Annotated in this window: 26 protein-coding genes; 23 read left to right on the top strand and 3 right to left on the bottom strand. The window is 45.3% G+C overall.

Annotated features, from left to right (window positions below; translation table 11 throughout):
- Positions 1 to 2: 2 nt before the first annotated feature.
- Both dnaN and dnaA read right to left on the bottom strand, forming a co-directional pair.
- Positions 3 to 1,106 (bottom strand): DNA polymerase III subunit beta, encoded by a 1,104-nt coding sequence (dnaN, locus tag MHM89_RS17290; protein WP_022944872.1) that lies wholly within the window; start codon positions 1,104 to 1,106, stop codon positions 3 to 5.
- A 10-nt stretch (positions 1,107 to 1,116) separates the two neighbouring features.
- On the bottom strand, positions 1,117 to 2,517 hold the full coding sequence (dnaA, locus tag MHM89_RS17285; RefSeq protein WP_239409347.1) for a chromosomal replication initiator protein DnaA: 1,401 nt from the start codon (positions 2,515 to 2,517) through the stop codon (positions 1,117 to 1,119).
- Positions 2,518 to 3,086: 569 nt separating this feature from the next.
- Here dnaA and rpmH point away from each other — a divergent pair.
- The 23 genes from rpmH (at position 3,087) to MHM89_RS17170 (ending at position 24,289) form a co-directional block, all read left to right on the top strand.
- Entirely contained in the window at positions 3,087 to 3,221 is a 135-nt protein-coding gene (rpmH, locus tag MHM89_RS17280) for a 50S ribosomal protein L34 (RefSeq protein ID WP_045980711.1), read from the top strand.
- 3 nt (positions 3,222 to 3,224) lie between these two features.
- A complete protein-coding gene (gene rnpA, locus MHM89_RS17275; RefSeq protein ID WP_022944874.1) occupies positions 3,225 to 3,650 on the top strand; it encodes a ribonuclease P protein component in 426 nt (141 codons plus the stop codon).
- Between the two features lie 93 nt (positions 3,651 to 3,743).
- Positions 3,744 to 3,995, top strand: a complete 252-nt coding sequence (gene yidD, locus MHM89_RS17270) for a membrane protein insertion efficiency factor YidD (protein ID WP_082079318.1) — start codon at positions 3,744 to 3,746, stop codon at positions 3,993 to 3,995.
- 27 nt (positions 3,996 to 4,022) lie between these two features.
- The gene (gene yidC, locus MHM89_RS17265; protein ID WP_022944875.1) at positions 4,023 to 5,648 is read left to right on the top strand and encodes a membrane protein insertase YidC; all 1,626 of its coding nucleotides are present in this window, start codon (positions 4,023 to 4,025) and stop codon (positions 5,646 to 5,648) included.
- Positions 5,649 to 5,753: 105 nt separating this feature from the next.
- Complete coding sequence (gene mnmE / locus MHM89_RS17260) at positions 5,754 to 7,118, top strand: tRNA uridine-5-carboxymethylaminomethyl(34) synthesis GTPase MnmE (protein WP_022944876.1); 1,365 nt, start codon at positions 5,754 to 5,756, stop codon at positions 7,116 to 7,118.
- Positions 7,119 to 8,015: 897 nt separating this feature from the next.
- The gene (mioC, locus tag MHM89_RS17255) at positions 8,016 to 8,453 is read left to right on the top strand and encodes an FMN-binding protein MioC (RefSeq protein WP_239409346.1); all 438 of its coding nucleotides are present in this window, start codon (positions 8,016 to 8,018) and stop codon (positions 8,451 to 8,453) included.
- Positions 8,454 to 8,863: 410 nt separating this feature from the next.
- On the top strand, positions 8,864 to 10,753 hold the full coding sequence (gene mnmG / locus MHM89_RS17250) for a tRNA uridine-5-carboxymethylaminomethyl(34) synthesis enzyme MnmG (RefSeq protein WP_239409345.1): 1,890 nt from the start codon (positions 8,864 to 8,866) through the stop codon (positions 10,751 to 10,753).
- 15 nt (positions 10,754 to 10,768) lie between these two features.
- The gene (gene rsmG / locus MHM89_RS17245; protein ID WP_130146647.1) at positions 10,769 to 11,389 is read left to right on the top strand and encodes a 16S rRNA (guanine(527)-N(7))-methyltransferase RsmG; all 621 of its coding nucleotides are present in this window, start codon (positions 10,769 to 10,771) and stop codon (positions 11,387 to 11,389) included.
- 16 nt (positions 11,390 to 11,405) lie between these two features.
- Positions 11,406 to 12,191: a ParA family protein gene (locus MHM89_RS17240; RefSeq protein WP_022944881.1), complete on the top strand. Its 786-nt coding sequence runs from the start codon at positions 11,406 to 11,408 to the stop codon at positions 12,189 to 12,191.
- 20 nt (positions 12,192 to 12,211) lie between these two features.
- On the top strand, positions 12,212 to 13,132 hold the full coding sequence (locus MHM89_RS17235) for a ParB/RepB/Spo0J family partition protein (RefSeq protein ID WP_045979461.1): 921 nt from the start codon (positions 12,212 to 12,214) through the stop codon (positions 13,130 to 13,132).
- A gap of 145 nt (positions 13,133 to 13,277) precedes the next feature.
- Positions 13,278 to 13,658, top strand: a complete 381-nt coding sequence (locus MHM89_RS17230) for an ATP synthase subunit I (RefSeq protein WP_045979460.1) — start codon at positions 13,278 to 13,280, stop codon at positions 13,656 to 13,658.
- A gap of 15 nt (positions 13,659 to 13,673) precedes the next feature.
- A complete protein-coding gene (atpB, locus tag MHM89_RS17225; protein WP_022944884.1) occupies positions 13,674 to 14,531 on the top strand; it encodes a F0F1 ATP synthase subunit A in 858 nt (285 codons plus the stop codon).
- A gap of 57 nt (positions 14,532 to 14,588) precedes the next feature.
- Positions 14,589 to 14,822, top strand: a complete 234-nt coding sequence (gene atpE, locus MHM89_RS17220) for a F0F1 ATP synthase subunit C (protein ID WP_022944885.1) — start codon at positions 14,589 to 14,591, stop codon at positions 14,820 to 14,822.
- Positions 14,823 to 14,867: 45 nt separating this feature from the next.
- Positions 14,868 to 15,338: a F0F1 ATP synthase subunit B gene (gene atpF / locus MHM89_RS17215; protein WP_022944886.1), complete on the top strand. Its 471-nt coding sequence runs from the start codon at positions 14,868 to 14,870 to the stop codon at positions 15,336 to 15,338.
- A gap of 16 nt (positions 15,339 to 15,354) precedes the next feature.
- On the top strand, positions 15,355 to 15,888 hold the full coding sequence (gene atpH / locus MHM89_RS17210; RefSeq protein ID WP_022944887.1) for a F0F1 ATP synthase subunit delta: 534 nt from the start codon (positions 15,355 to 15,357) through the stop codon (positions 15,886 to 15,888).
- Between the two features lie 14 nt (positions 15,889 to 15,902).
- Positions 15,903 to 17,444 carry a F0F1 ATP synthase subunit alpha gene (atpA, locus tag MHM89_RS17205; RefSeq protein ID WP_022944888.1) on the top strand — a complete coding sequence of 514 codons (1,542 nt, stop codon included), beginning with the start codon at positions 15,903 to 15,905 and terminating at the stop codon, positions 17,442 to 17,444.
- Positions 17,445 to 17,497: 53 nt separating this feature from the next.
- Complete coding sequence (atpG, locus tag MHM89_RS17200; RefSeq protein ID WP_022944889.1) at positions 17,498 to 18,358, top strand: F0F1 ATP synthase subunit gamma; 861 nt, start codon at positions 17,498 to 17,500, stop codon at positions 18,356 to 18,358.
- Between the two features lie 32 nt (positions 18,359 to 18,390).
- Positions 18,391 to 19,776, top strand: coding sequence for a F0F1 ATP synthase subunit beta (atpD, locus tag MHM89_RS17195; RefSeq protein ID WP_022944890.1), 1,386 nt, complete (start codon positions 18,391 to 18,393; stop codon positions 19,774 to 19,776).
- Between the two features lie 13 nt (positions 19,777 to 19,789).
- Positions 19,790 to 20,212: a F0F1 ATP synthase subunit epsilon gene (locus MHM89_RS17190; RefSeq protein WP_022944891.1), complete on the top strand. Its 423-nt coding sequence runs from the start codon at positions 19,790 to 19,792 to the stop codon at positions 20,210 to 20,212.
- 227 nt (positions 20,213 to 20,439) lie between these two features.
- On the top strand, positions 20,440 to 21,801 hold the full coding sequence (glmU, locus tag MHM89_RS17185; protein ID WP_045979459.1) for a bifunctional UDP-N-acetylglucosamine diphosphorylase/glucosamine-1-phosphate N-acetyltransferase GlmU: 1,362 nt from the start codon (positions 20,440 to 20,442) through the stop codon (positions 21,799 to 21,801).
- 200 nt (positions 21,802 to 22,001) lie between these two features.
- Positions 22,002 to 22,952 (top strand): hypothetical protein, encoded by a 951-nt coding sequence (locus tag MHM89_RS17180; protein ID WP_239409344.1) that lies wholly within the window; start codon positions 22,002 to 22,004, stop codon positions 22,950 to 22,952.
- A complete protein-coding gene (locus MHM89_RS17175) occupies positions 22,953 to 23,489 on the top strand; it encodes a hypothetical protein (RefSeq protein WP_239409343.1) in 537 nt (178 codons plus the stop codon).
- Between the two features lie 125 nt (positions 23,490 to 23,614).
- Complete coding sequence (locus tag MHM89_RS17170) at positions 23,615 to 24,289, top strand: hypothetical protein (RefSeq protein ID WP_239409342.1); 675 nt, start codon at positions 23,615 to 23,617, stop codon at positions 24,287 to 24,289.
- Here the strand turns inward: MHM89_RS17170 and MHM89_RS17165 are convergent.
- Entirely contained in the window at positions 24,286 to 25,515 is a 1,230-nt protein-coding gene (locus tag MHM89_RS17165) for a LysM peptidoglycan-binding domain-containing protein (RefSeq protein ID WP_235420035.1), read from the bottom strand. The two genes, MHM89_RS17170 and MHM89_RS17165, sit on opposite strands and share 4 nt — an antisense overlap.
- Between the last annotated feature and the right edge of the window lie 163 nt (positions 25,516 to 25,678).

The raw sequence follows: 25,678 nt of genomic DNA, 5'->3' as shown, positions 1-25,678 counted from the left end.
ATCTATAGACGCATGGGCATAACAACGTAGAGCGCTTCACTATCACCTGTCGCTTCCATGAGCGCACTACTATTCGAATCGGCAAGCGTAATTGTAACGTCTTCAGTTTTTACCGTGTTTAGAACATCCAGCAAATAAGAAACATTAAATCCGATTTCTAACTCATCACCTTGATACATAACCTCGACAACTTCTTCGGCCTGTTCTTGCTCTGGGTTATTGGCACTGACTTTTAATAAGCCATTACTCAAATTTAAGCGCACACCACGAAACTTTTCATTAGACAAGATAGACACTCGATGTAGAGCATTGCGTAGCCACTCCCGATTTGCAGTGATAATCTTGTCACCCCCACGAGGTAAAACGCGGCGATAATCAGGGAAGCGCCCATCAACTAATTTACTAGTAAATGTAAACTCTGCATCGCTAATTCGAATATGATTGGCACCAAACTGAATAGTCACAGGATTATCATCTGCCGGCATTAACCGCATGATTTCTTGCACACCTTTGCGTGGCACTATAAGTTGGCGCTGCGAATTAAGCGATTGAGGTAGCTTTTTAAACGCTAATGCGAGGCGATGGCCATCGGTGGCAACGGTTTTTATTTCATCATTTTCTAATTCAAATGACATACCATTAAGGTAATAACGAACATCCTGATTCGCCATGGAAAAGTGGGTGTTCTCGAGTAGCTTTCTCAGCTCCATACGGCTTAGCTGAAACTCAACCTCGCCATCCCACTGTTCTAAATTAGGAAAGTCTTCGGCCGCCAACGACAACAGCGCAAAACGGCTTTTACCACTGGTCAGTACCACCTGATGCTCTTGCGAGTTTAAATTGATGTCACTGCCATCAGGCAAGCTTTTACAGATATCTAAGAGCTTCTTAGCTGGCAAAGTAATCTTGGTGTCGGCAGTGGGCTTCTCCAAAGTGACCGAGGCAACAAGCTCTATCTCAAGGTCTGTCCCAGTCATATAAAGTTGACCATCACGCACCTCTAGCAATACGTTTGAAAGAATTGGCAGGGTATGTTTTCTCTCAATAGCACCAGACACTTGCATGAGTGGTTTTAAAAACTGATCTCTAGCGATAGTAATTTGCATAAGGCTGACCTTAAGATGACAAAGTTCTTATTAGATTTTGATAGTCTTCTTTCACTTCGTGATTTTCTTCACGCAGTGATTTAACCTTGCGGCATGCATGCAGCACGGTTGTGTGATCACGCCCACCAAAGGCATCGCCTATTTCTGGCAGGCTGTGATTGGTTAATTCTTTAGATAGCGCCATGGCCACTTGTCGTGGACGAGCTACAGAGCGGCTGCGGCGTTTAGATAGTAAATCTGATACGCGAATTCGATAATACTCTGCCACTGTGCGTTGAATATTATCGATAGTCACCAACTTATCTTGCAAAGCGAGTAGATCGCGCAAGGCTTCTTTAACAAAGTCGATTGAAATTGGTCGTCCAGTAAAGTTTGCGTTAGCGATGACCCGGTTAAGTGCGCCTTCCAACTCACGCACATTTGAGCGCAGTTTCTTCGCAATAAAGAAGGCCACTTCATGGGGTAAATTAATCTTACTCTGCTGCGCTTTTTTCATCAAAATAGCGACCCGAGTTTCTAACTCCGGTGGCTCAATCGCAATAGTTAAGCCCCAGCCAAAACGTGATTTAAGACGGTCTTCAACGCCTTCTATTTCTTTTGGGTATCTATCAGAAGTCAGAATAATTTGCTGATTACCTTCTAACAGCGCATTAAAGGTATGAAAGAACTCTTCTTGAGAGCGCTCTTTATTAGCAAAAAACTGAATATCATCAATAAGTAAGGCATCAACACTGCGGTAATAGCGCTTGAACTCTTCAATGGCATTATTTTGCAGCGCTTTGACCATATCTTGCACGAAGCGCTCGGAATGCATATAAACGATTTTAGCGTTTTCTTTTTTAGCTAAAATACCATTACCCACGGCATGCAGTAAGTGCGTCTTACCCAAGCCTGTACCACCATAAATGAAGACAGGGTTAAATGCTGAACCTGGGTTATCGGCCACCTGTGTGGCTGCTGCTTTAGCTAATTGGTTTGACTTACCTTCAACAAAATTGTCAAAGGTATAATTTTCTTTGATATTCGATTTGTACTGTGACTTGGGCGCCGGTTCTACGGCGGCAGGTGCCTGCGCACTTTGGGTGACCGCTGGAGCGCTGCTAGCACTCGCTGCCTGGATATTATTCGTATTGCTACTGGAGGCGGGCGTGTTACCGTTGAGTATCGGTTTGCTGCCCACGTCAAAGCGCAATTCAGGAGCTTCGTCACCGCATATTTCAACTAATAGTTCATTGATCCGATTAAGGTACTTTTCGCGAACCCAATCAAGCACAAAACGGTTAGGCGCATAAATAGTTAAAGTGTCGTCTGTACTTTCAGCTTGGAGCGGGCGCACCCACATACTAAATTGTTGCGACGGTAGTTCATCCTGCAACACATATAAACAACTTTGCCAAACTGACAGATACACAGTGTACTCCCGAAATTAGGTTTGTATTATTGATACCCGTACATCACGGGTGAAGGTTGTCGTTGCTTGTCTTCCCTGAATCTGCGCCTTGGTGCGATCCGGCTGTCCATTATGACGCCTATTTATCCACAACTTCAATATTGATTTTTTTAGAAATTATGCTCCCTGCGCAAAATTTACATAAAATATTGTTTTTATTTAATATAAATTTTAAAAATAGAAGTTAGGCAGACCATTAATTAGGGTTTGATCGTATTCAATTTTTAAGATCAATTAAGGTTATTAAGTGGATTTATGCACTTTTTAAACAGAGCCTGTGGAAAACTTCAATTAATCACCGATCTTTTTAGGATCGCTTGCCGATCTGAGCACAATTTTTTCGCTCCCCTACTCCTATAGCACTGTTATTTTCATTGACTTTGACCAAGACTATCTATAGAATTCCGCGCTCGCTAAGGCACCGCTTATTGTCCGGTGTAAATCACTTGGCTTTGTGCAGTGTCTGCGTCTGTGTGAGGATCGCGACCCACACAGTTAATTTAAACCTTAACCGATCGGATGGAATTGTTATGAAAAGAACTTTTCAACCTAGCGTACTTAAGCGCAAGCGTACTCACGGTTTCCGTGCTCGCATGGCGTCAGCAAATGGCCGTAAAGTACTAGCACGTCGTCGTGCTAAAGGCCGCAAAGTACTTTCTGCTTAATTAGTGGAAGACTTTCGCTTTGGCAGGGAGTTACGACTGTTAACTCCCTCGCATTATTCCCGCATTTTTAACGAGCCCGCTCGGGCAGCAACCGCCCTATTCACATTACTAGCTAAACCAAACGACTTAGATAATCCTCGCATTGGTTTAACCGTAGCTAAAAAAAATGTGAAGCAAGCCAACCAACGCAACCGCATTAAGCGTATCGCCCGTGAGAGTTTTCGTCTCAATCAACATCAGTTAGATAACATTGATATTGTGCTTATGGTTAAGCGCGGTATTGACGAGCGTTCTAATGCCGAGATTCGTGCTGAACTTGATAAGTTATGGCGAAAAATCAATGAGCGTTGTAAACCAGGATACAAGCCACCACCCAGACGTCATGGCAAAAAGCGTCCTAATGGGCAGCAAAAGCGCCAGCAATCATAGAATTTAGCGTCTTTTTCAGGTATCTTTAGCTCACCTTTTAATCGACACTCACTGAGTATTCACAATCACTCTGCTCAGTACTGAGGCTTACCTATGATCGCCCATATTTTGGCTATACCAAAACACAGCCTCATTATTGTAATTAGAGGTTATCAAAAGTGGATAAGCCCCCTACTTGGGCCCAGTTGTCGCTTTAATCCGAGCTGCTCTTCGTATGCTCTGCAAGCTATAAAAATGCACGGAGCAATAAAAGGCAGTTGGTTGGCAACGAAACGAATAGTAAAATGCCATCCTTTACATGCTGGTGGGGATGACCCCGTACCCAGCAAACGTAACCATCATTAATCTAAACGACGAGAAATAAGAGCTGTTATGGAATCGCAACGCACGTTTTTAATAATCGGCCTGTTGTTGGTGTCGTTTTTATTATTCCAAGAGTGGAATAATGACTACAACCAACCGCAGCAGCCTAGTGCCCAAACGCAACAAAAGACGCAAAGCCAGCAGGCCGGTCAGTCAGATGTACCGCAATCAGACGTTGATAATTCCCTTACTGCCACTGCTGTGGACCGTAAAATTATCGAAGTGACTACCGATGTATTTGCCGTAAAAATTGATACCTTGGGCGGTGACATCATCGAAACTAAGTTGCTTAAGCACGCCGAAACCCATGGCAGCGATACTCCTTACCTATTATTGGGGGAGTTTGATGGCAATCAGTACTTCTCACAAAGTGGCTTAATTGGTTTAAATGGTCCTGATGCGCAGGCCGAACGCCCAGTGTATGACTCTGAGAAGCTACAATATACTCTCAATGGCGATACCTTAACGGTGCCACTGACTTTCGTTGATGAACAAGGCGTTCGCTTTACTAAAACTTACACCTTTAAACAGGGTCAGTACGATGTAGCGATGGACTACAACGTAGAAAATACCACCGCAGCGCCACTGCAAGTGCAGTTGTTTGCACAAGTTAAGCGTACAGTGCAAGAAAAAGGCAGTTTAATTGATCAAAGCTACCTTGGTGGTGCTTACGGTACAGACGAGATAAATTATGAAAAATACTCGTTCTCTGATATTGAAGACAAACAATTAAATAAAACCACCCAAGGCGGCTATATCGCTTTCCTTCAGCACTACTTTGTCAGTGCCTGGGTACCAAACCAAGAGCAACAAAACACCGTCTATATGCGCCTTATCACGCCTTCAGTTGCGCAAATTGGTGTAAAGTCAGAGCCAATTACGGTGGCAGCCAATAGCACAGCGGACATCAGCGCCACTTACTATATGGGCCCTAAAGACACTGATGCCCTTGAAGCCATTCACCCTAACCTTGATTTGGCTGTTGACTATGGCTGGCTGTGGTTCATTTCACAACCGTTGCTCACCCTACTTAAGTTCCTTTACAGCTTCTTAGGTAACTGGGGTCTGGCTATTATCGCCATCACTATTGTGGTGAAGTCATTACTCTTCCCATTAACGAAAGCACAGTACACCTCTATGGCGAAGATGCGTGCCCTGCAACCGAAAATGCAAGCACTGAAAGAGCGCTACGGTGATGACCGCCAGAAGTTCGGTCAGGCCATGATGGAAATGTACAAGAAGGAAAAAGTAAACCCGATGGGTGGTTGTTTCCCGCTGTTACTGCAAATGCCAATCTTCTTGGCGCTGTTCTATGTATTCCTAGAGTCGCCAGAGCTGCGTCATGCTGAGTTCGGCCTATGGCTAACTGACCTGTCATCAAAAGACCCTTACTACGTACTGCCTATCTTGTTCGGTGCGAGTATGTTCTTGATGCAGAAACTACAGCCAATGACGGTTACCGACCCGATGCAACAAAAGATGATGACCTGGATGCCAGTAATCTTCTCGGTTTTCTTCTTATGGTTCCCATCAGGTCTGGTTCTATACTGGCTCGTGTCTAACCTTATCTCCATTGCGCAAATGCTGATTATTTATCGCGGTATGGAGAAAAAAGGCATGAAAGTACGCGGTTAACAACCCGCTATTGAAGCTAAAAAAAGCGGCCTAAGAGCCGCTTTTTTATTGTTTATAACAACATTAGGTTACAATACATCCATTCAGGCTTTATCGAGTAATTCTATGCTTTCACAAGATACAATCGTTGCTCAAGCCACCGCGCCAGGTCGTGGTGGTGTGGGTATTATTCGTGTTTCTGGCAGCCATGCAAAGCTGGTCGCAGAGCGCATTTTAGGACGCTGCCCACGCACCCGCTACGCCGAATACCTGCCTTTTAATGACCTGCAGCAACAACAATTAGACCAGGGCATAGCGCTGTTCTTTCAAGGCCCACATTCTTTCACCGGCGAAGACGTGCTAGAACTACAAGGCCATGGCGGCCCTGTGATTCTCGACATGTTGTTAAAAGAGATTAGCCAACTTGAGGGCGTACGCTTGGCCAAGCCCGGTGAATTCTCGGAGCGGGCTTTTCTCAACGATAAGCTTGATTTAACCCAAGCCGAAGCAATTGCCGATTTAATTAATGCAACCTCAGAACAAGCGGCTAAAAGTGCCCTGCACTCACTACAAGGCGAGTTTTCAAAACATATTGAAGAGCTGGTGGAGCAAGTTATTCACTTGCGCATGTATGTGGAAGCGGCCATTGACTTCCCTGATGAAGAAATCGATTTTCTTAGTGATGGTAAGGTTGGCAACGACTTGCAAGCTATTCTCGATAAGGTCGCGGCAGTTAGCAAACAAGCGAAGCAAGGCAGCATTATTCGTGATGGTATGCGCGTGGTCATTGCTGGTCGCCCTAATGCCGGTAAATCAAGCTTGCTTAACGCCCTTGCTGGGCGTGATGCCGCCATTGTCACCGATATCGCAGGCACCACTCGTGATGTATTAAAAGAGCATATCCATATCGATGGGATGCCTTTGCATATTATTGATACCGCAGGACTACGTGAAAGCCCAGATAAGGTCGAGCAAATAGGGATAGAACGCGCTTGGGAAGAAATCAACCAAGCCGATCGCGTGCTGTTTATGGTTGATGCCACGGAAACGGATGCCACCACCCCAGAGCAAATTTGGCCAGAGTTTACCGCTAAGCTGCCCGCCAATATGGGCATTACCGTGATCAGGAATAAGGTCGATCTCAGTGGCGAGCAACCAGGGTTTGATGACCACCCTACTCATCCGGTTATTCGCCTCAGCGCCAAACAAGCACAAGGCATTGACCATGTGCGAGAGCACCTTAAATCATGCATTGGCTTTGAGGGCACCCAAGAAGGCAGCTTTATGGCTCGCCGCCGTCATTTAGATGCATTAGAGCGAGCGCAGCAGCACTTGTATACCGGTCAAGAGCAACTTGAAGCCCATGTTGCCGGGGAGATCTTGGCAGAAGAGCTGCGCTTAACCCAGCAGTATTTAAGCGAGATCACCGGCGAATTCACCTCTGACGATCTGCTCGGCAAGATCTTCAGCTCCTTTTGTATCGGTAAATAGATTAATAAAGTCTAGCGAGCCCATCTTTGTGTGGGCTTTTTTCAGCTCCCTCTCTGTAACTCAACACTCCAAATCATCAGAAAAGCAAAGCTCGGCTCACCTAATAGTCAACAACTCAATCCAAAAATGACAGCTATCAGGGCAAAACGAACACATAAGTGAGCTCGTCACTCCCTAATTTATTGGCATAAAACAACGCTAAACTAGCGTTAAATAAGATCTCACCGATGCTAGATGCCCACAGCAACAACAATAGTGATGATGCATATTTGCGACAAATATCGGCGCTATTTTGTGTGAATATTAGCTACCAGCGACTCGTTACTGAGCAATTTTTATAGCGATCAATTAAAAACTGACATGCCTATCTGCACCAAAAAACGTGATTAACAGTGAAAAGATCAGTCAGACATAGCTAGTTTGGGTAGCAGTCATTCATGCGTTTTAACATTAACAAAGCATTTGAGGCTGGAGACTTGGCACATTAAGGGCATCAGATCCAAAAATACGGGCACTCACAAAAGAAATGAAGCCAATAAATAGAAAATTTATAGAAGTATTGGATCTATTAAATGAGTTTTATAGATCCAAAAATACGCCGAGATAATCTCTATTGATCATTATCCACAAGCAAAGCATACACACCCATGCAATTTTTCTTTATCAGTAGAAAACAGCGTGAAATTACCCAGTTATGATGAACGGGCATGGCTTTTTAACCTAAGCTTATCGACTTTTTATCAACAGCTTTAAAAATTAAAAACTCTATATTTATCATAACTATATATTCATTTTAAACAGCTATTGATGTTCAGAACTACACACAGGGATTAAGATCAATTGAGCCTAACCACAGATCAGGTATCATGGGCGCAACAACATTTAGGCGTAGTAACAATGAGCCAGCTCGAAATTATTATTGGTAGTCAAATGGGCGGCACTGAATATGTGGCCGAACAGTTAAGTGACTTAATGGAAGATCAAGGCATAAGCTGTACTTTACATGAGCAACCTGATCTTAAGGATATGAAAATGGAGGCTGCGTGGTTGATTTGCACATCAACCCATGGCGCTGGCGACTATCCTGATAATTTGCAGCCTTTTGTTGAAGATCTCAATGGCCTCACTAATCTCGACAATATTCGCTTTGCGATCATTGGTATAGGAGATTCTAGTTACGATACCTATAACTATGCGGCCAAAAACATCGAGCAATTGTTGCTATCAAAACAAGCTCAACCACTCTTACCTCGCTTGGAGATAGATGTTCTTGGCGAAGATCTACCTGAAGATACGGCTGAACGGTGGTTACCAGAACTATTAAAACACTTGTAAGAAAACGATCTTACTAAAAAGTTATACACATATTTATTGTTTTTTAGATCGGTATGTGGATAAAAGCTTGGTATCTTGCGATCTTAACCATGATTATACACTTGATAAGATCGAAGCGAATCTTGCCTGTGTATAAAAGGGCCTTTTGATCAGATGTTCTCCCCTACTAGATCCGATCATACTCACAATAACTTAGATCGCTTAATCTGTTGTTAATCATACGTTTTATAGGGTTATCAACAGAAAAGTAGGATCCTAGTAGTAAGATCAATAAAAGATCTCTTTAAAAGATCCTTTTATATATAAGATCTCTTTACCTTGAGTGAACATTATTTAACCATTTCCCTTAAGCTAATTTCTAGGTAGAATACGCCTCCTCTTAATATTTCACTGGTTGTAGGAAGCATTAAATGATTTTTCATGAGCACTTTGATGTCATTGTTGTTGGCGGCGGTCACGCTGGTACAGAAGCCGCTTTGGCCTCTGCACGAATGGGCATGAATACGCTATTGCTAACGCATAATATGGACACCTTAGGGCAAATGTCATGCAACCCTGCAATCGGTGGGATCGGCAAAGGCCATTTGGTGAAAGAGATCGATGCCCTTGGTGGTGCCATGGCAAAAGCGATCGACAAAGGCGGGATCCAATTTCGAACATTAAACTCATCGAAGGGCCCTGCTGTACGTGCAACTCGTGCCCAAGCTGATAGAGCGTTGTACAAAGCGGAAATACAAGCGATTCTGCAGCGCCAAGAAAACTTAAAGATCTTCCAGCAATCCTGTGATGATCTGATTGTAGAGGGTGATAAAGTTACAGGTGTTGTCACCCAGATGGGATTGAAGTTCAGTGCGCCATCCGTGGTACTCACCGTAGGAACCTTTTTAGGTGGCCAAATCCATATTGGCTTAGAAAACTTTAAAGGTGGCCGCGCTGGGGATCCGCCTTCAATTGCGTTAGCACAGCGCTTACGTGAATTACCTTTTCGCGTTGATCGTTTAAAAACAGGCACGCCTCCACGAATTGATGCTCGCACCGTCAACTTCAGCAAAATGCAAACACAACCTGGTGATACGCCCACACCTGTGTTTTCGTTTATGGGTAAGGTGGAAGATCATCCGCAGCAGATCCCTTGTTATATCACCTACACAAACGACAAAACGCACGAGATTATCAATGACAATCTGCACCGATCGCCTATGTATTCAGGCGTGATTGAGGGGATCGGTCCGCGTTACTGCCCATCGATTGAAGATAAAATAGTTCGTTTTGCCGATAAAGATAAGCACCAGATCTTTGTTGAACCAGAAGGGTTAACCTCTTATGAGCTATACCCAAATGGTATCTCCACGAGTTTGCCATTTGACGTGCAGATGCAAATAGTCAACAGCATCGCTGGATTTGAGCAAGCCCACATCTGTCGCCCTGGTTATGCCATTGAGTATGACTTTTTCGACCCTCGGGATCTTAAGCCGTCATTAGAAACGAAGTTTATTCAAGGGCTTTTCTTTGCTGGGCAAATAAACGGCACCACAGGCTATGAAGAAGCCGGAGCACAAGGGCTTATTGCAGGTATGAATGCCGCGTTGCAAGTACAAGGCAAAGAAGCTTGGACTCCACGCCGTGATGAAGCATACACAGGGGTATTAATTGATGACTTAGCCACGCTAGGTACCAAAGAGCCCTATCGCATGTTTACTTCACGTGCCGAATACCGATTACTACTTCGCGAAGATAATGCTGACTTGCGCCTTACCGAGAAAGGCCGAGAACTGGGTTTGGTCGATGACCAGCGTTGGGCTGCATTTAATGAAAAATTAGAAGTGATGGAACAAGAAACACAACGTATTCGTTCCACTTGGATCCATAAAGATCACCCAGCACAGGACGCAGTGAACGCGTTATTAAAATCACCGATGACCCGTGAAGCCAGTTTAGAAGAGTTGATCCGTCGCCCTGAGATCAATTATCGCGATCTTACCGCTATCGAAGGTTTAGCGAGTGAGTCAGACAACCAGCAAGCACTTGAACAGGTAGCGATTCAAACAAAGTATGCTGGTTACATTGCTCGCCAACAAGACGAGATCGCAAAGCAGTTGCGCCATGAGCAAACTATTTTGCCAACGGAGTTTGATTACAGCCAAGTATCTGGCTTATCAAATGAGGTTGTTGCCAAGCTGAGCGAAGCTCGCCCGGACACCATTGGCCAAGCATCGCGTATTTCTGGTATTACTCCAGCGGCGATTTCGCTATTATTGGTGTATCTGAAAAAGCAGGGCATGTTACGCAAATCAGCGTAACCACATAACACATCCATGTTAGAAAAAAAATTTACGCAGTTATTGGCCGCAGCCAATATCTCTCTAAGCGAGCAACAAATTAATCAGTTGCTCGCCTATGTTGCTTTATTAAACAAGTGGAACAAAGCATACAATTTAACGTCTGTTCGCGACCCTAATGAGATGCTGGTAAAGCATATTATGGATAGTTTGGTGGTAGCTGAACATTTAGAGGGTAAACATTACATTGATGTTGGCACCGGCCCAGGTTTACCGGGTATGGTGTTAGCCATTGCCCTACCCGACACCGAATTTGTACTACTGGATAGCCTTGGCAAGCGTGTGACTTTTCTTAAGCAAGTAAAACATGAGCTTGGCCTAAAAAATGTAACCGCCGTACAGAGTCGAGTTGAAGATTATCAGCCAAGTGTTAAATTAGATGGAGTGCTTTCTCGTGCCTTTGCCTCTATTGATGATATGTTGCATTGGTGCGCGCATTTAATTGATCAAGATGGACGTTTTATAGCTTTGAAAGGCCAATATCCTGAGCAGGAACTTGCCAACCTCCCTGCTGGATTTTCGTTTACCCAGGACATTGAGTTATCAGTTCCAGAGCTTCAGGGCGAACGTCATCTTATAATTCTAAAAAAAGCTTAATTGGCAGAGGATCACCGTGGCTAAAGTCATTGCAATTGCAAACCAAAAAGGAGGCGTGGGTAAAACCACCACAGCCGTGAATTTGGCGGCCTCTATGGCTGCGACCAAGCGTAAAGTTTTACTTATCGATCTCGATCCTCAAGGCAATGCGACCATGGGTAGCGGCGTTGATAAGTACGATGATGTCGCCACTATTTATGACTTACTCATTGAAGAGCAACCTTTTGATGACGTTGTCATCCAGCAAACCTCGGGTGAGTATCATTTAATTGCTGCCAATGGCGATGTGACTGCCGCTGAAGTTAAGCTTATGGAATTATTCGCACGCGAAGTGCGCCTGCGCAACGCGTTGGAGAAAATTCTGGAGCAATATGATTATATCTTCATCGATTGCCCACCTTCACTGAATATGCTGACCGTTAATGCCATGGCCGCCGCTGATTCGGTACTCGTGCCTATGCAGTGTGAGTACTATGCCCTTGAGGGAATTACAGCGCTGATGGGAACCATCGAGCAATTGGCGCAGTTAGTGAACCCTAAATTACAGATTGAAGGCATCTTGCGAACCATGTACGATCCGCGCAACCGCCTTGCCAATGATGTTTCTGAGCAATTGAAACAGCACTTTGGCGATAAGGTCTACCGAACCGTTATTCCGCGCAATGTTCGTCTCGCAGAAGCCCCTAGCTTTGGTGCGCCGGCCATGTATTATGACCGAGCCTCTGCAGGCGCCAAAGCCTACCTTGCCTTGGCCGGTGAAATACTGCGCAGAAAAGAAAAACAAACACCTGCAGTCGCCTAAACGTAGAGGTAAGCCAACCAATGTCTGCTAAAAAACGTGGATTAGGACGGGGTCTAGACGCCCTACTGACGTCATCTAAGCCAGCTCCTGGCCCAGCGCCAAGCGCAGATGCACCTGTTGAAGAACACTCACAAGCGCAAGCGAATGCGCAAAGTGGTGAGTTGCAAAAGTTAGCGATCGAATTTTTACGTCCTGGAAAGTATCAGCCGCGAAAAGATATGTCGGAGGAAGCGTTAGAAGAACTTGCTTCCTCCATTCGTGCACAAGGTATTATTCAGCCCATCGTCGTGCGCCAAGTTGCACCTGACAGCTATGAAATCATCGCCGGTGAACGCCGTTGGCGCGCCGCTCAGTTAGCTAAACTTGATGTGGTGCCTTGCCTTATCAAGGCAGTTCCGGATGAAGCAGCAGTTGCTATTGCGTTGATTGAAAACATTCAACGTGAAGATTTAAATGCTATGGAAGAAGCCATCGCTTTAGGTCGACTGATTGATGAATTTGAGTTAACGCACCAGCAAGTGGCTGATGCCGTTGGCAAATCGCGCACCACTGTCACTAACTTATTACGACTCAATAACCTTAACGATGATGTTAAAATCATGTTAGAGCATGGCGATATTGAAATGGGTCATGCTCGGTGTTTATTAGCGTTAAGTGGTGAGTTGCAGTCTGAAGCGGCACGCACTGCCGTAGCTAAAGCGCTAACCGTGCGTGAAACCGAAAAACTCGTGCGTTCTATTCTGGAGCCCGTAGAAAAGCCGCAGAAGAAAGAAAAAGATCCAGATGTCATACAGTTAGAGCAAAAGCTCGAAGATAATCTCGGCGCTAAGGTAGAAATTAACTACAACCAAAAAGGTAAAGGTAAGTTGGTGATTTCTTATACAAATCTCGAAGAGTTAGACGGAATTCTTCACCGTATTGACCCACAGTTTAAAGATTAGTCGCTAAGGCGCTCTCACCCCCGTTTCGCGGGGGTGAAATTCCCCCAAATCGCACTGACTCAAGTTGCAAATCAGCCAAAAACAAGTATAATTTCGCCAGTTTTCACACCCTAATAAAATTTAAAGTTATTAAGGTTAATAAAAAGTGACGCAAAGGTTAGCAGGCCCGTATCGCCGCGCCGCATTTAAGGGCGTTCTTTTTCAGGGTGTCGTAGCAACAATCGCTGCAGTAATAGTTTTAGTAGGTTGGGGAGTAGAAGCCGGTCTCTCAGCATGGCTTGGAGGCTTGACTGTTGTACTCCCTAATTTTGTATTTGCCGCTTATGCATTTAGATATATGGGCGCAAGCAAATCAGAACAAGTCCTAAGCTCGTTGAAACGAGGAAAGGCGTTAAAGTTTTTGCTCACTGTGTGTATGTTCGTACTGGCTTTTAAACATTTTTTATTGCTTCCAGTACCCTTTTTCAGCGCTTATGTGCTGATATTTGCCACACAGTGGATAGCACCGATTTTTTTTAATCATTAACTTTTGGGATAAAACATGGCTGCAGAAGAAGTGACTCTATCGAGCCATATTCAGCACCACTTGACCAATGCTAAGATGTGCTCAACCGATGCCGGTATTGAGTTCAACAAAGCATGTGCGGACAGTGGCTTCTGGACATGGCATGTAGATACCCTCGCATGGTCAATCGGATTAGGTCTTATATTCTTATGGATCTTCCGTGGCGCCGCTAAAAAAGCACACACAGGTGTACCTGGTAAGTTTCAATGTTTCATTGAGATGATTGTTGAGTTTGTTGGTGACAACGTACGCGACACTTACCACGGTAAAAGTAAGTTAATTGCCCCCCTTGCCTTAACGATTTTCGTTTGGGTATTCCTAATGAACCTTATGGATTTGATCCCGGTTGATTTCCTTCCTGCATTTGCAGGCTGGGTGGGCGAAACAGCATTTGGTATGGACTCTCATGACGTATACATGAAAATCGTACCAACCACTGACTTGAACATGACTGCAGGTCTTGCCATTGGCGTTTTCTTGCTAATGATTGGTTACTCAATTCGCATTAAAGGCATCGGTGGTTTCCTTGCTGAGTTAACGCTGCACCCGTTTAGCACTAAGAACAAACTAGCAATGGTGTTCTTAATTCCATGTAACTTGCTGTTAGAGCTAATTTCATTGATTGCTAAGCCGTTTTCATTGGCACTGCGTTTATTCGGTAACCTGTATGCAGGTGAGATGATCTTCATCCTTATCGGCGCTGTGGGTTTAATGCAGTTACCACTGCACTTTGTATGGGCGGTATTCCATATCTTGGTTATCGTACTACAGGCATTCGTATTTATGATGCTGACCATTGTTTATCTAAGCATGGCTAGCTCAGACAACCACTAATAAACTGATTTATTAACTTTTATTTTTTAATTTACTTTAAAAACTTTGGAGAAAAAAATGGAACTAGTATTAGGTCTTAAGTATATCGCTGTTGCTCTACTTATCGGCTTCGGTGCAATCGGTACTGCAGTTGGTTTCGGTAACATGGGTGGTAAATTCCTAGAAGCGTGTGCGCGTCAGCCTGAGCTTGCACCTTCACTACAGGTTAAAATGTTCATCCTTGCTGGTCTTATCGATGCCGTAGCTATGATCGGTGTTGGTATCTCTATGTACATGTTGTTCGCACTTTAATTCACTAGTAGCTCTTAGAACAACTGTCAATAAGGAGGAGCGGTCGTGAATATTAACGCCACTCTTATCGGTGAATTAATCGCATTTACGGTGTTCGTGCTGTTCTGTATGAAGTACGTATGGCCACCGCTAAATAGTGCGATTGAAGCTCGCCAAAAGAAAATTGAAGATGGTTTAGCTGCTTCTGATAAAGCTGAGAAAGACTTGGAACTGGCTCGTCAAAAAGCCACGGAACAGTTAAAAGAAGCGAAAGCTCAAGCTGCTGAAATCATCGAGCAAGCTAAAAAGCGTGCCTCGCTTATTGTTGACGAAGAGACAACTCGTGGTCAGCAAGAGCGTGAAAACATCATAGCTCAAGGTCACTCTGAGATTGAAGCAGAGCGTAACCGCGTGAAAGAAGATTTACGTAAGCAAGTTGCTACTCTAGCAGTAGTCGGTGCTGAGCGTATTCTTGAGCGCGAGATCGACCAAGCCGCACACAGCGACATCGTTGAAAAACTTGTCGCAGAGCTGTAACTAGGAGGGTATGAGCATGTCTGAATTGACTACCATCGCTCGCCCATACGCTAAAGCGGCTTTTGAGCTTGCCGTTGAGAAAAACGCGGTTGCCCAATGGCATGAAATGCTGCACTTCGCTGGCCAAGTGGCCAGCGATGAGCAGGTTAATGCAGTCATTGGCAGCCTGCCGTCTGTGTCTGACCAAGCCGATGTAATCATCAAGGTTTGTGCTGACCAACTCAACGAACAGGGTCAAAATCTTATCAAGCTAATGGCCGAAAATGAACGTTTAGCCGCCCTGCCTGACGTTGCCGAACTATTTGCCGAGTTTAAGGCTGAGTTCGACAAAGAAATCGAAGTCACAGTGATTTCTGCAACGGAGCTTGCTGCAGCGCAGCAAGAGAAACTAGGCGCGGCACTTGAACAACGTTTCGCACGCAAAGTTAAGCTGAATTGTAGTGTTGATGCCTCCGTCGTTGGCGGGTTGGTAATTCGTGCCGGTGACACCGTAATCGACGGGTCTATACGCGGCCAAGTTGACCGCTTAGCGGCCACACTACAATCGTAATTGGGAAAAAGAGCATGCAACTTAATTCCACAGAAATTTCTGCGCTGATCAAGCAACGCATTGAGCAGTTTGAAGTTGTAAGTGAAGCACGTAACGAAGGTACTATCGTATCTGTTACTGACGGTATCATCCGCATCCACGGTCTAGCTGACTGTATGCAAGGTGAGATGATCGAGCTTCCTGGCAACCGTTATGCTATCGCATTGAACCTTGAGCGTGACTCAGTAGGTGCAGTAGTAATGGGTCCTTACGCTGACCTTAAAGAAGGCGTAAAAGTTAAATCAACAGGTCGTATTCTTGAAGTACCAGTCGGTAATGGTCTTCTAGGTCGTGTAGTAAACACCCTAGGTCAGCCTATCGATGGTAAAGGTGCACTGGACAGCGAAGGTTTCGAGCCAATCGAAAAAATCGCCCCAGGTGTAATCGACCGTCAATCAGTAGATGAGCCAGTTCAAACTGGTTATAAGTCTATCGATGCCATGATTCCAGTTGGTCGCGGCCAACGTGAATTGGTTATCGGTGACCGTCAAACTGGTAAAACTGCATTAGCAATCGACGCTATCATCAACCAAAAAGACACAGGCATTAAGTGTGTGTATGTAGCGGTTGGTCAAAAAGCATCGACTATTGCTAACGTAGTACGTAAATTAGAAGAGCACGGTGCCCTAGAAAACACGATTGTTGTTGTTGCATCGGCTTCTGAATCTGCAGCCCTACAGTACCTAGCACCGTTTGCTGGTTGTACTATGGGTGAATTCTTCCGTGACCGTGGTGAAGACGCGCTTATCGTATACGATGACCTGTCTAAGCAAGCGGTAGCGTATCGTCAGATTTCACTTCTACTTAAGCGTCCACCGGGCCGTGAAGCATACCCAGGTGACGTTTTCTACCTTCACTCACGTCTTCTAGAGCGTGCAGCACGTGTAAACGCTGACTACGTTGAGAAGTTCACCAATGGTGAAGTGAAAGGTCAAACAGGTTCATTGACGGCATTGCCAATCATTGAAACTCAAGGTGGTGACGTTTCTGCCTTCGTACCAACCAACGTGATTTCAATCACCGATGGTCAGATCTTCTTGGAAACTGACTTGTTTAACTCAGGTATTCGTCCTGCGGTTAACGCCGGTATTTCTGTATCGCGTGTAGGTGGTGCTGCGCAAACTAAGATCGTTAAGAAACTAGGTGGTGGTATCCGTCTAGCGCTTGCTCAGTATCGTGAACTTGCGGCGTTCTCGCAGTTCGCTTCTGACCTTGACGAAGCAACACGTGCTCAACTTGAGCATGGTGAGCGCGTAACCGAGCTAATGAAGCAGAAACAGTACACGCCAATGTCTGTTGCGGAAATGTCTCTATCACTTTTCGCTGCTGAAAAAGGCTTCCTTGCTGACATCGAAGTAAGCAAAATCATGGACTTCGAAGCAAGCCTAATCGGCTTCGCTAAAAGCGAGTACGCAGAGCTAATGGCGCAAATCAATGAAACTGGTAACTACAACGCCGAGATTGAAGCACAGTTGAAAGAACTTCTTGAGAAGTTCAAGTCAACGCAAACTTGGTAATTTAGTTATCTAAGGTGAGTGCATTGCGCTCACCGAGATTCGGAGAGAGAGTCATGGCCAGCGGAAAAGAGATTAAAAGCAAGATCGGGAGTATTAAAAATACTCAGAAGATCACCAGCGCAATGGAAATGGTTGCCGCTTCAAAAATGAAGCGTGCACAGGAGCGTGTTGCTTCTAGCCGTCCATACGCTGAGAACTTACGCAAAGTGATCGGTCGTATTGCTCAAGCGAATCTTGACTTTAGTCACGCTTATTTAGAAGAGCGTGATGTAAAGCGAGTTGGTTATATTGTTATCTCTACAGACCGTGGTCTGTGTGGCGGCTTGAACACTAATGAGTTCAAGAAAGTCTCACAAGACGTAAAGGCTTGGAAAGAAAAGGGCGTTGACGCTACTTACGCAACCCTAGGCAGCAAAGCTGCTGGGTTCTTCCAAAGCTTTGGTGGTCAGCTTGCCGCGAAAAAGGCAGGCCTTGGAGATGCCCCTTCAGTTCAGGACGTAATTGGTCCTGTGAAAGTGATGCTCGATGAGTTCGCTGAAGGCAAAATTGACCGTTTGTTCGTGGTATATAACCATTTCGTTAATACCATGAAGCAAGAGCCAGTAATCGATCAGTTATTACCTTTGCCAAAAGCTGAAGAAGAAGTATCAGCCCACGCTTGGGACTACTTGTACGAGCCAACACCAGAGGCCATTTTGGAAACTCTGTTGGTGCGTTTCATTGAGTCACAAGTTTATCAAGGTGTGGTTGAGAATGCTGCCTCTGAGCAGGCCGCCCGTATGGTTGCAATGAAAGCTGCAACTGATAATGCCGGCGACCTGATGGATCAGTTGCAATTGCAGTACAACAAAGCGCGTCAAGCAGCAATCACACAAGAAATCAGTGAGATTGTGAGCGGTTCGGCAGCGGTTTAACGCTTCGGCAAAGTTTAACGAGAGGAATTGACATGAGTTTAGGTAAGGTCGTCCAAATTATCGGCGCCGTTGTGGACATCGAGTTTCCACAAGACAACGTGCCAGCCGTATATGACGCACTAAAAATTACAGAAGGCGACCTAGCAGGTTTGACACTAGAAGTGCAACAACAGCTAGGTGGCGGTGTGGTACGTGCTATCGCACTAGGTACTACTGACGGTCTACGTCGTAGTACAGCAGTAGAGAATACTGGCGAGCCAATCATGGTTCCAGTTGGTACTAAGACCCTAGGTCGTATCATGGACGTATTGGGTAACCCAATTGATGAAGCTGGCCCAATCGGTGAAGAAGACCGTATGTCTATCCACCGAGCTGCACCTTCATACGAAGAGCAGAGCAACTCAGTTGAACTTTTAGAGACTGGTATCAAGGTAATCGACCTTGTATGTCCATTCGCTAAAGGTGGTAAAGTTGGTCTATTCGGTGGTGCCGGTGTAGGTAAAACCGTAAACATGATGGAGCTTATCCGTAACATCGCAATCGAGCACAGCGGCTTCTCAGTATTCGCTGGTGTTGGTGAGCGTACGCGTGAGGGTAATGACTTCTATCACGAAATGAACGACTCAAACGTACTCGATAAAGTATCGCTAGTATATGGTCAGATGAACGAGCCACCAGGCAACCGTCTACGTGTTGCATTGACTGGTCTAACTATGGCTGAGAAGTTCCGTGACGAAGGTCGTGACGTACTATTCTTCGTAGATAACATCTATCGTTATACCCTAGCCGGTACTGAAGTATCAGCACTACTAGGTCGTATGCCATCAGCGGTAGGTTATCAGCCTACACTTGCTGAAGAGATGGGTGTACTACAGGAGCGTATCGCGTCAACTAAAACCGGTTCAATCACTTCAATCCAAGCGGTATACGTACCAGCGGATGACTTGACTGACCCGTCACCAGCAACGACGTTCGCGCACTTGGATGCAACAGTTGTACTATCTCGTGACATCGCGTCACTAGGTATCTACCCAGCGGTTGACCCACTTGACTCATCTTCACGTCAGCTAGACCCGCTTGTTATCGGTCAAGAGCACTACGACATCGCGCGTGGCGTTCAAACCGTGCTACAGCGTTATAAAGAGCTGAAAGACATCATCGCCATCCTAGGTATGGACGAGCTGTCTGATGAAGATAAGCAAGTAGTATCACGTGCACGTAAGATCCAGCGTTTCCTATCTCAGCCGTTCTTCGTTGCTGAGGTATTTACAGGTGCGCCAGGTAAATACGTTTCATTGAAAGACACTATCGCAGGCTTTAAAGGCATTCTTGACGGCGAATACGATGAGCTACCAGAGCAAGCGTTCTACATGGTAGGTTCAATCGAAGAAGCTGTTGAAAAAGCGAAAAGCATGTAACTAGGAGGGGAGTATGGCAGCTATGACCGTACATCTTGATGTTGTAAGCGCTGAAGAGATGATTTTCTCTGGTCGCGTAGAATCACTTCAAGTGACAGGTAGTGAAGGTGAGCTTGGTATTATGCCTGGCCACGCACCGCTACTAACTGCCCTCAAACCTGGAATGGTCCGTTTAGTAAAGCAACTAGGTGGTGAAGAAATCATCTATGTTGCTGGCGGTACATTAGAGGTACAACCTCATAATGTAACTGTCCTTGCAGATACCGCTGTACGAGCTGAAGAGCTTGACGAACAAGCGGCAGAGCAGGCTAAGCGTGAAGCGCAAGAGCAAATGGATAAAGCTGGCAGTGGCGAGCTTGATTACCATAAAGCAGCGATCCAACTCGAAGAGGCGCTTGCGCAGCTTCGTGTTATTCGTCAATTGCGTAACAGCTAAACGCTTCCAACCTCATAGGTTTGCAAAAACCCGCGCTTTAAGCGCGGGTTTTTTTATGTCTGTTCTTTCTATGTTCACACTGTTGCAGATACAATGGTCGGTATTGTCGATAGCCATACCAGAACATCGCTGGCGGCTTTTTAGCCAGCTGTGTTCGGACACAGGATGTGCCAACTTAAAGCGTGAGCTGAGTGTGCGCTGTAACGTCGCGAAAAAAGGATATTAGAATGAATTTAACGACTGTAATTTTAGCTGCGGGTAAAGGTACACGCATGCGTTCTAAGTTGCCTAAGGTGCTGCATCCGGTTGCCGGCAAGCCGATGGTTCAACACGTCATTGATAATGCTAAGGCCTTAGGGGCCACCAGCACCAACCTAGTTTATGGTCATGGTGGCGAGTTGCTTAAACAACAACTCGGTCATAATGAGGTCAATTGGGTGCTACAAGAGCAGCAGCTAGGCACGGGCCATGCTGTCGCTGTAGCCAAAGAACATATTGGCGATGACGATAGAGTACTGATTTTATATGGCGACGTGCCACTGACCAAGCAAGAAACCTTAGAAGGGTTATTAAAAGCTACTCCTGAGCGTGGCCTAGCGGTGCTTACCGTGGATTTGGCCGATCCTAATGGCTATGGGCGTATGCTGCGCGATAATGGCAAACTGGTGGGCATTGTCGAGCAAAAAGATGCCAATGAAGAGCAACTGAAAATTACCGAAATTAATACCGGTATCATGGCCTGTCATGGCGGGTTGTTGAAAAAGTGGTTGGGCAATCTATCGAACAGTAATGCTCAAGGCGAATATTACCTTACCGATATTGTCGCTATGGCCCACTCAGAAGGCGTTGAAATCAGTTCAAGCCAACCATCGCACCCTATGGAAGTTGAAGGCGCTAACAATCGCGTACAGCTCGCTCAGTTAGAGCGTGCCTATCAAGGTTGGCAAGCCGAACAGTTGATGATCAACGGTGCGAGTCTAGCCGACCCGGCCCGCATCGATGTACGTGGCACAGTGACCACAGGTCAGGATGTACACATTGATGTTAATGTCATCTTTGAAGGTCAGGTAGAGCTCGGCGACGATGTTGTTATCGGCCCGAACTGCGTATTAAAAGACTGCAAAATTGGTGATGGTGTGGTGATTAAGGCCAATACCTTGATTGAAGATGCCAGTGTCGCTGCGAAGTGCACCTTAGGCCCGTATGCGCGCCTACGCCCCGGGGCAGTTATGGAAGAAGACTCTCATATCGGCAATTTTGTGGAAATGAAAAAGTCCCGTCTAGGAAAAGGCTCAAAAGCCAATCACCTGACCTACTTGGGCGATGCACAGATAGGCGAAAAGGTGAATATAGGCGCCGGCACAATCACCTGTAATTACGATGGCGTTAATAAGTCGCAAACTATTATCGGCGATCATGCCTTTATTGGCTCTAACTCCTCGCTGGTGGCTCCGGTAGAAATTGGCGCCACTGCCACAGTGGGTGCCGGCTCAGTCGTGACCACCAATGTGGGCGATAAGCAGCTGGCGGTAGCGCGAGGCAAGCAGCGTAATTTAGACGGCTGGCAACGGCCTACAAAAAAGAGCTAAGCTGTTAAGCATTCGCCAAGTGATAATAAAACAAGCCGCGCTATGCGGCTTGTTCTTTATAAAAACTATTTTAAAGACGGTTGCAGAGCCTGCTATAATTACTAGTACGTCATATATTTAATTTATGTTTCAAAGTTGATAACATTGCCGAAAAGGCTCCAGGATTGAGTCTAAACTTTTACATTAGCAAGGAGTGCAAAATGCCAGGCCCATTTTTACATCAAAAACCCCATCAACACCCAAGTATCACTCGCGGCCGTAATCAGGCTGCTCTCAGAAGAGATCTAAACAAAGAGCAACACGATATTTATGCACTGACAAAAGAAGAGTTTGTCAGGCTGTGGATTGAGTTTCATAAACGTAGAAATAAAACCATAGAAGAAGTTAAAGACTATTTTTCCAGAGTTACAGCACTTTCTGCAATCGAGAGCGCGGCTTGGTTTGGTGCAAACTTAGGCGCAGCGGTCAAGGACACTCCCTCATTTCTAAAATTAGCTAATGACTTTAGAAAGTCTGGGAATATAAAAGGAAAGTTTGACCTTGTAACTAAAAACGGTAAGAAATATATTGTTTTTAAAGGTAATCATAAATTACGAAGTATAGTTACAAGTGCGCGCTACCCGATTAACAGTCCTAAGCTTATGACAGTAGGGGTTGGGCGAGAAGCGATGAAAGCAGGGGCGAAACAAGGTTTTCTTATTTCGATTTTCTTTTCTATTACGCTGAATACAATTGATTGGATTTTTAAGGATGAATACCGATGGACCGATTGGCTTGCCACAACTGCTACTGACATTGTAAAAATAGTTATAGCTACTTTGCTTGCTCTAGTAGTAGCGGCTGTGATATCCGCAACAGGGTTCGTAGTTGTTGCTATAGGTGTTGGTCTAATACTGGGTGTTGGTATTGGTATGGGCCTTAGCCTGCTAGATGAGCATTTGGGAGTAACAAATGCTCTTGTGAGCTTCCTTGAGCAAACAGAAAAGAAAATACAACGACAAAAAGAACTTCTGAAACGTGAGTTTGATAGATATGTACAAACAGCTTACATTTTTGCTTCTAAAGTCATTATTAAATCAGTCGAATTAGCTATTTCAAGACGTTTACAGCGCCTCTTAAGCGATAACCCTTACTACAACAGGAGATATTAAATGCGTAGGGATGTGGATACTATGTACTTGTACGCTACAGTATTTCTTTTACTTGTCGTTATTTTACTTACATGGTTTATGTTAGCGCTTGGATTTGAGCTATCAGCTATACAATTTAATTACCCAGCAAGTGGTTTGTCACTCGTAGTATTTGAACCTCTATTCCCCCTCATACCTATAAGTTGGGCTATTACCATATTCGCTTTTGTAGTAGGTATTTTTGGCTCTATGAATGAAATATGGCAAGAAAATAAACATATTAAATTAGCATTAAATAGATTAGGAAAGGCCTCAGTGGTTTTCTTTGTTTTAATTGTCGTTGTTGTGAGTGCCAATTATGTGGCCTGGCCTATCAGAGCATCGCATAATGGTTATCAGTCATGTCCGGATTTCACCTTGTTGCATAATGAATCATTTGCCACCGCATGGGTGACGGATATTGAGATCTGTCATAATGACAAGGTTGATGCCGTATTGGAAAACAGCTTGCATGAGACCGTTCTGCGTACCAATAAGCTCATTGAAAACCTGAAGTAGTTAGTTTTTAACGCAAGTTAAACAAGTCGCGCTATGCGGCTTGTTCTATTTTTACGCAGCCCCATGAACTAAATCGTCGTATCTGCAGTCCTTATAAGGTGATGTTATTTTTGTAGCATAGGGATATGTTTTTACGCGCCTTACTCATTTCAATTACTTGCCATATGCTAATTCTTGGGTATGTGTTGAGCACCGCCACTCCGGCGATAATGCGAGCGCATCAGGAAGAGTCACCGGCAACCATGCAGGTGGTGATGATTAGCTTGCCACCGCCAGAAAATAAGAACCAGCAGCCCGTGCATGCGCCAGAGCCGATTGAGCCGCAGCGCTCAGTAAATAATGACTCTCACTCAGCCACGCCCGTTCAAAAAGAGGAAGGTGAAGGAAAAGCTAATCAGCACAGTGAAGCTCTAAAAAGCCGAGCGGCTGCTGCTGAAAAAGCAGACAAACCCCCGGTGAGAATAAACCCTTATGCGCACTTTGAGCAACGCGTCACTCGTGCGTTTGCGAAAACTCAGTCATCAGTTGGGGTGGGCAAGGTACAGCTTGATGAGCTTCCTCATTACTCCGGTCCAAATATTACATCAGTGCAGCAATCAACGGGCGCGATGCAGGTGCTCGCTGGTGACAAGGTGACGGGTAACTATCTGTTACGCCAAGATGGCCGCTGTTTTGTCATGGATGCTTCTTCACCGATGGCGCAAGCGGATATGCCCGCAGGTGAAGTCATTTGCCCGCATCTCAAACAAAGAAAGCAGGCCGCCTTTGATGCGGCCATGAGTAAATGGTTGCAGGATTAACTGCGTGATAGAAACACGGTGAGGGTGTCGCCAACCTGTAATATATTGCTTGAAAGGTTGTTCCACTGTTTTAATTTGGCAATGCTCACTTGGTAATGGCGGGCAATTTTCCATAAGCTCTCCCCCGAGCTGACCTTATGTTCGATTTGCTCATCGGCTAATACCGGTAAAATCAGCTTATCACCAATGCGAATGCGATCGGAGCTAAGGTTATTGAACGTCTTTAGCTGCTTAACACTAAGAGCATAACGCTCGGCAATAACACTTAAACTATCTCCTTTAGCAATGGTGTAATGCTGCCATTGGCTGTAATCACTACTTTGTTGTTTGGCAATGGCTTGCTGCCAGTGTTGCTGTTTAGCCTTGGGTACGACTAAATGCGGAGCGTCGATGATCGCAGGAAAGCGGATTACACCGTGATTGAGGTCTTGCACATCTTGCCATTGCGACTTATCGGCTAAAATAACTGCGCCTTTGATGGGGAGAGGCGAAATGGCTGGGCTGTTATCAATTGCTGGGAAGTCCATTTTTTCATGTTTTAGCAAATGCACTGCAGCAAGCAGTTTGGGCACATATTTGCGTGTTTGTTTGGGCAGTTTGAGTGCGAAAAAGTCCGTGCTTTTCCCAGCTTTTTTATTGGCCGCAATAGCATTGCGCACTCGACCTTCGCCAACATTGTATGCAGCAATAGTATGATACCAGTTGCCATCAAAACGCTTATACAGGTACTCAATAAAGTCCAGCGCCGCCGCTGTGCTGTCAAATACATCTTGGCGGCCATCGTACCAAGGCGTGATTTTAACGCCAAAGTATTGAGCAAGCGAAGGCGTTAACTGCCATAGGCCGCTAGCATGCTTGTGAGAGTAGGCGCTGGCATCAAAGTCACTCTCAATCAGCGGCATTAGCGCTAATTCTATTGGCAGGTTTCGCGCTTCTACCTCTGTCACTATATGATACAAGTAAGGCTCGGCACGACGGCTTATTTCATCCATATAATTAGGATGTGATAAATACCAGTCAACGCGCTTCATCACATCCGGGTGAGTCGAGTCTGCAAAGCTCAATTGCATACGGATACGCTGCCATACATCGTCCACTTGTTGCGGTGTTTGTTGCGGCTGTTTCGGTTGCACTGACGGCGGTACCGCCTTTTCACTTACACTTGGGGACTGAGCCTCGGTTTTTATGGTGTCATTGTTTACAGGGGGCTGGGGCTTCGAGCTCATGCTCTGGCAACCCGCGAGGAACAAAAAAACTAATAGCGCTGAAATTCGATACATAAATGCTACTTAAATAATAAACTGAATTCGGTCATTTCGGCGAATCAGCTTAGCGTTGGCACCTTAACATAAGGTGAGCTAAATCTGAGCGGCCGCTGAAGCGAGGGCT

The sequence above is a fragment of the Pseudoalteromonas sp. CNC9-20 genome (assembly GCF_022347875.1).
Taxonomy (GTDB): domain Bacteria; phylum Pseudomonadota; class Gammaproteobacteria; order Enterobacterales; family Alteromonadaceae; genus Pseudoalteromonas; species Pseudoalteromonas ruthenica.
Note: the sequence above shows the minus strand (reverse complement) of the source record. Positions and strands in the feature narration are given on the sequence as shown.